Origin of the sequence: Kitasatospora sp. NPDC059973 (assembly GCF_042737525.1) — a bacterium.
GTDB lineage: Bacteria > Actinomycetota > Actinomycetes > Streptomycetales > Streptomycetaceae > Kitasatospora.
The window spans coordinates 61,309-65,541 of record NZ_JBHWUI010000029.1 but is presented as its reverse complement, the minus strand read 5'-3'; the positions used below and the strand labels follow the sequence as shown (position 1 = coordinate 65,541).

General features: G+C 72.9%; 4 protein-coding genes. 2 read left to right on the top strand and 2 right to left on the bottom strand.

Features of this window, described 5'->3' with window-relative positions; genetic code table 11:
* Window positions 1–93: 93 nt before the first annotated feature.
* Window positions 94–1,332 (bottom strand): aminotransferase class I/II-fold pyridoxal phosphate-dependent enzyme, encoded by a 1,239-nt coding sequence (locus ACFWA9_RS11235; protein ID WP_352294988.1) that lies wholly within the window; start codon window positions 1,330–1,332, stop codon window positions 94–96.
* A 605-nt stretch (window positions 1,333–1,937) separates the two neighbouring features.
* Here ACFWA9_RS11235 and ACFWA9_RS11230 point away from each other — a divergent pair.
* Complete coding sequence (locus tag ACFWA9_RS11230) at window positions 1,938–2,468, top strand: TetR/AcrR family transcriptional regulator (protein WP_329488841.1); 531 nt, start codon at window positions 1,938–1,940, stop codon at window positions 2,466–2,468.
* On the top strand, window positions 2,422–2,829 hold the full coding sequence (locus ACFWA9_RS11225) for a multidrug efflux SMR transporter (protein ID WP_329488842.1): 408 nt from the start codon (window positions 2,422–2,424) through the stop codon (window positions 2,827–2,829). Before ACFWA9_RS11230 ends, ACFWA9_RS11225 begins: the two co-directional genes overlap by 47 nt.
* A 49-nt stretch (window positions 2,830–2,878) precedes the next feature.
* Here the strand turns inward: ACFWA9_RS11225 and ACFWA9_RS11220 are convergent, their stop codons facing one another.
* Window positions 2,879–3,940: a hypothetical protein gene (locus tag ACFWA9_RS11220; RefSeq protein ID WP_380385654.1), complete on the bottom strand. Its 1,062-nt coding sequence runs from the start codon at window positions 3,938–3,940 to the stop codon at window positions 2,879–2,881.
* Window positions 3,941–4,233 lie beyond the last annotated feature (293 nt).

Genomic DNA, 4,233 nt, shown 5'->3' with positions numbered 1-4,233 from the left:
TCGGGGGACCGGGCGCCAGGGGCGCCCCGGGGCCGGCCGGCGGGCCGCCCGGTGCGCCCGCCCGGCTGCCCCGTGCGGGGTCCGGCGTCCGGTTCACGGCCGGGCGGCGGACGAGTCGGCGAGCTCCGCGAGCTCGGCCAGCTCGTCGGTGGCGTCCGGCTCGCCGTCGCGCAGGAACATGGCCGTCTCGTCGCTGAGCGCGTCCAGCACCCGGTTCAGGTGCTCGGTGGTGTGGGTGGCCATCAGGCTGAGCCGCAGTCGGGGCGAGGCGGCCGGCGGCACCACCGGGTTGGTGTAGACGCCCTTGTCGATGAGCCGGCGCCAGAGCAGCAGGGTGTCGACGACCCCGCGGGTGCGCAGCGGGATCACCGGGGTGCTGCTCTCGCCCGGGCTGATGCCGAGGGAGAGCAGGCCGGCCCGCAGGTGGTCGGCGTTCTGCTGGGCCCGCTCGGGGCGCCAGGGCTCCTCGCGCAGGATCCGCAGCGCGGTCAGCGCGGCGGCCATGCTGGCCGGGGTCGCGGAGGCGCTGAAGATCAGGCTGCGGGCGTGGTGCTTGATGTAGTGGATGACGTCGTCGTCGCCGACGACGGCTCCGCCGAGCGAGGCCAGGGACTTGCTGAAGGTGACCGTGATGAGGTCGACCCGGTCGGTGAGGCCGAAGTGGGAGCAGGTGCCCCGGCCCTGGTCGAGGACGCCGAGGCCGTGCGCGTCGTCGACGATCAGCCGGGCCCCGTGGCGCTCGCAGACCTCGACGATCTCCGGCAGGGCGCAGAGGTCGCCCTCCATCGAGTAGACGCCGTCGACCACGACCAGCTTGCCGGCCTGGGCCGGGACGGCGGCCAGGCCGCGGTCCAGCGCGCGGGCGTCGTTGTGCCGGAAGCGCCGGTGCTTGGCGCCGCTGAGCAGGCAGCCGTCGACGATGGAGGCGTGCGCGTCGCGGTCGGCGAAGACGACGTCGCCGCGGCCGGCCAGGGCGCTGATCGTGCCGAGGTTGGCCTGGTAGCCCGTGGAGAGCACGGCCGCCGCGGGCTTGCCGTAGAAGTCGGCGAGTTCGCTCTCCAACTGGTCGTGCAGGTCGAGGTTCCCGTTGAGGAAGCGGGATCCGGTGCAGGACGGGCCGTACCGGTCGAGCGCGTCGGCGGCCGCCTTTCTGACCCGGGGATCGGAGGTCAGACCCAGATAGTTGTTGGAGCCGCACATCACCAGCTCACGGTCACCCAGGGTGACCGTGGTGCCTTCGTGGCCGGTGAGCGGGAGGAAGTAGGGATAGATCCCCGCCGCCATGGCATCCCGGGCAGCACGGTAGTCGGATACCTTGGAGAAAATGTCCACCAGATTCCCTCGAATTCGATGATCGGCGTATTCGACGCATCGGTTCACGCGAATTTTGACCCTGGTTTGAACGGAATACCCGCCGCTTGGGCATGGCCGGGCCGGCCGCATCGGACGGGGCCGTGCGGAGGCCTGCCCCGGGGCGGTGCGCGTCGTTGCGCAGCGGCCCCGGGCGTGGTCGTCGAAGCACGACCGGGCATGGCGGATGAGCCGACGGTGTGTTGACGCGGCGCGAACAGCCGACGTCTCAGCCTTGTTGACGTGTTGTCAGCTAGTGCTCGTGGGCTGCCGGCCTGCGCGGACATCGTCGAATCCGTATGTCTCGCATGATCCCCCGTGGATGTCGAACAGCGTTCCCCCTGGCGCGGAGAAAAATCCCGGCGCCGCTTCTTCGATCATCGTGCGCATGAATCTTGAGGTGGCCGGGTGGCGACCCCCCGGGATCTCGCCTGTTTTCGGCCGAGGAAACGTAAGCACGCTCCATTCCGGGCTGTCAACACCCGTCTCTTTCGGGCCACTTGGAATTACCGGCGAGTCACATAGGTTCTGCTAGGGTGGGCGCCGACCGTCTGGACGGTCCGTGACACGGAGAGAGGGACGGAACGGTGCGTGATCATCTGCTCGACGCTGTCGAGCGGCTGCTGGTGCGGGGAGGTCTGGACGCGGTGCGGCTGGACGCGGTGGCCGTCGAGGCCGGCGTCAGCAAGGGCGGGCTGCTGCACCACTTCCCCAACAAGCGGGCGCTCGTCCAGGGGGTCGTCGAGCGGCTGGCGGACCGGTTCGAGGCCGTACTGCCCGGGCCGCAGGCGCCTCCCGGCGCCTTCGCGCTCGCCTGGTTGGAGGCGAGCATCCCGGAGGAGTCACCGGCCGGGGACACCAGCGGGGCGGACCAGGTGCCGGTGGCGCTGCTCGCCGCGGCCGGCGGTCCGGAACTGCTCGACGTGCTGCGGTCCCGCTACGAGCGCTGGCAGCGGCGGCTCGTCGAGGACGGCCTGGACCCGGCGGTGGCCACCCTCGTGCGGATGGCCGTGGACGGCTGGTGGTCGGCCCGCCTGCTCGACCTCAGCCCGCCGCACGACGGGCTGCACCGTGAGTTGCGCAAGCTGCTGGTCGACCTCGCCGGCGGCAGAAGCTAGGTCATCCGAAACGAGACGGGGGACGGACATGACGGCGTACCTGCTGGTGGGAGCGGCCATCGCGGCCGAGGTGACGGCGACACTGGCCCTGCGGGCCTCGCACGGACTGACCAGGCTCGCGCCCAGCGTGGTGGTCGCGATCGGCTACGTCGCCGCGTTCGTGCTGCTGGCCCAGGCGCTGAAGTCGTTGAATGTGGGCCCGGTGTACGCCGTCTGGTCCGGGCTCGGCACGGTCGGGGCGCTGGTCGGCGGCGCGGTCGTGTTCGGCGAGCCGGTCAAACCGGCCTCGCTGATCGGGGCCGTGCTGGTGGTCGGCGGGGTCGCGGTGATGTACCTCGGCGGCGGGCTGAGCCACGAGTGAGCGCTTGACGCGGGGCGCCGCCCGGCGCCCCGCCGCGGGGTGCGCCCCGCTACTCCCACTCCCAGCGGATGCCGACGTGGCCGGGCTGCTGGTCGGGGGCGAGCACGTGGGCGCTGGCCGAGGCACCGATCCACAGCTGCTCGCGGCGGCGGTCGACGTCCTCGCCCGGAGCGCGGTCGTAGCGCTCGCAGTGGACGGGCACGGCCGCCGGGTCGAAGTGCACCTGGAGCACGTACTCGCGCACCGGGATGGCGAACCGGCGGCTGTACTCCATGGTCGGGCCGCCGGGCGGGATCTCCACCTCGTACTCGAAGACCGTGCTGTCCCCGTGGCCGAGCGGGCGGTCCAGCATCAGCTCGCCGACCACCAGGCCGGCCTTCGGCCTGCGGCGGACCCGGCCGAGGCGGCCGTGCCGGACCGAGGTGATCTCGGGGCAGCCGGTGGCCTCCTCGTCGGCCTTGTGCACCACCAGGCAGCGGCCGACGCCGCCGACGGTGGCGCGGACCACCTGGCGCATCCGCAGCAGGTTGCCGCGGCGCTCGGCGTCGACGTAGTACGAGTCGTGGATGGAGAGCCGCTCCAGCTCGCCGACCGGCGGCGCGTCCAGCTCGGCGAAGACCTCGGCGATCTGCTGCTCGCCCGGCCAGACGTCCTCCAGCCGCAGGTGCGCGGTGTTGGCGGCGGCGGCCCAGCGGCCCCGCGGGCGCGGCGGGCCGAGCAGGGCGGAGAGGGTGGAGTGCGGCAGGCCGAGCAGTTCCTCCAGCAGGTGGACGGCGCGCAGCGAACTGGCCCGCTCGGGCTGGCTGCGGCCGCGCCGCCAGTAACTCAGCGTGGTCACGCTGACCCTGACCCCGCGTTGGGCGAGAGCGGCGCGGATCCGGTCGAGGCTCAGGCCGCTGGCCTCGATGGCCAGGTGCAGGGTGTCGGCGAAGCCCCCGGCGGGGGCGGGCCGGCCGGCGCCTGGGGCGGCGGCGGGTGTGGTGGCGGTGGGTGTGGTGGTGGTCGCGGCGGCGGTGACGGTCGTGGCGGGGGGCACGGCGGCGGGTGCGGGCGCGCCGGGGCGCGGTCCGACCAGCCGGAGCCGGGCGTCCTGGGGGTGTTGTGAGCCCATGCGGTTACCTTCCCCAGCAAGCGGGTTCGGCGCGGTCGGTCCGGCGCCGGAGGGCGCCGTGAACGGCTTCACCGAGCTGTGGGGAACCCTATGCACGGTCGAGAGGCTACGTCATCAGTCGTGCGTATGACAGTGGTCACGAGGGGTGGGCCACAGGGTTATCGATCTTGAAACAGAACGGAAACACGCCGTCGGGGGGGGGCCCGGGGGGGGCCCCCCCCCCCCCGGGGGGGGGGGGGGGGGGGCGGTGGGGGGGGGGGGGGCGGGGGGGGTAAACTAACAGGTATTGTTGG

Bases quoted from the DNA above. Each gene is read 5' to 3' on its own strand.
- ACFWA9_RS11220 (WP_380385654.1), bottom strand. From the start codon at position 3,940: ATGGGCTCACAACACCCCCAGGACGCCCGGCTCCGGCTGGTCGGACCG.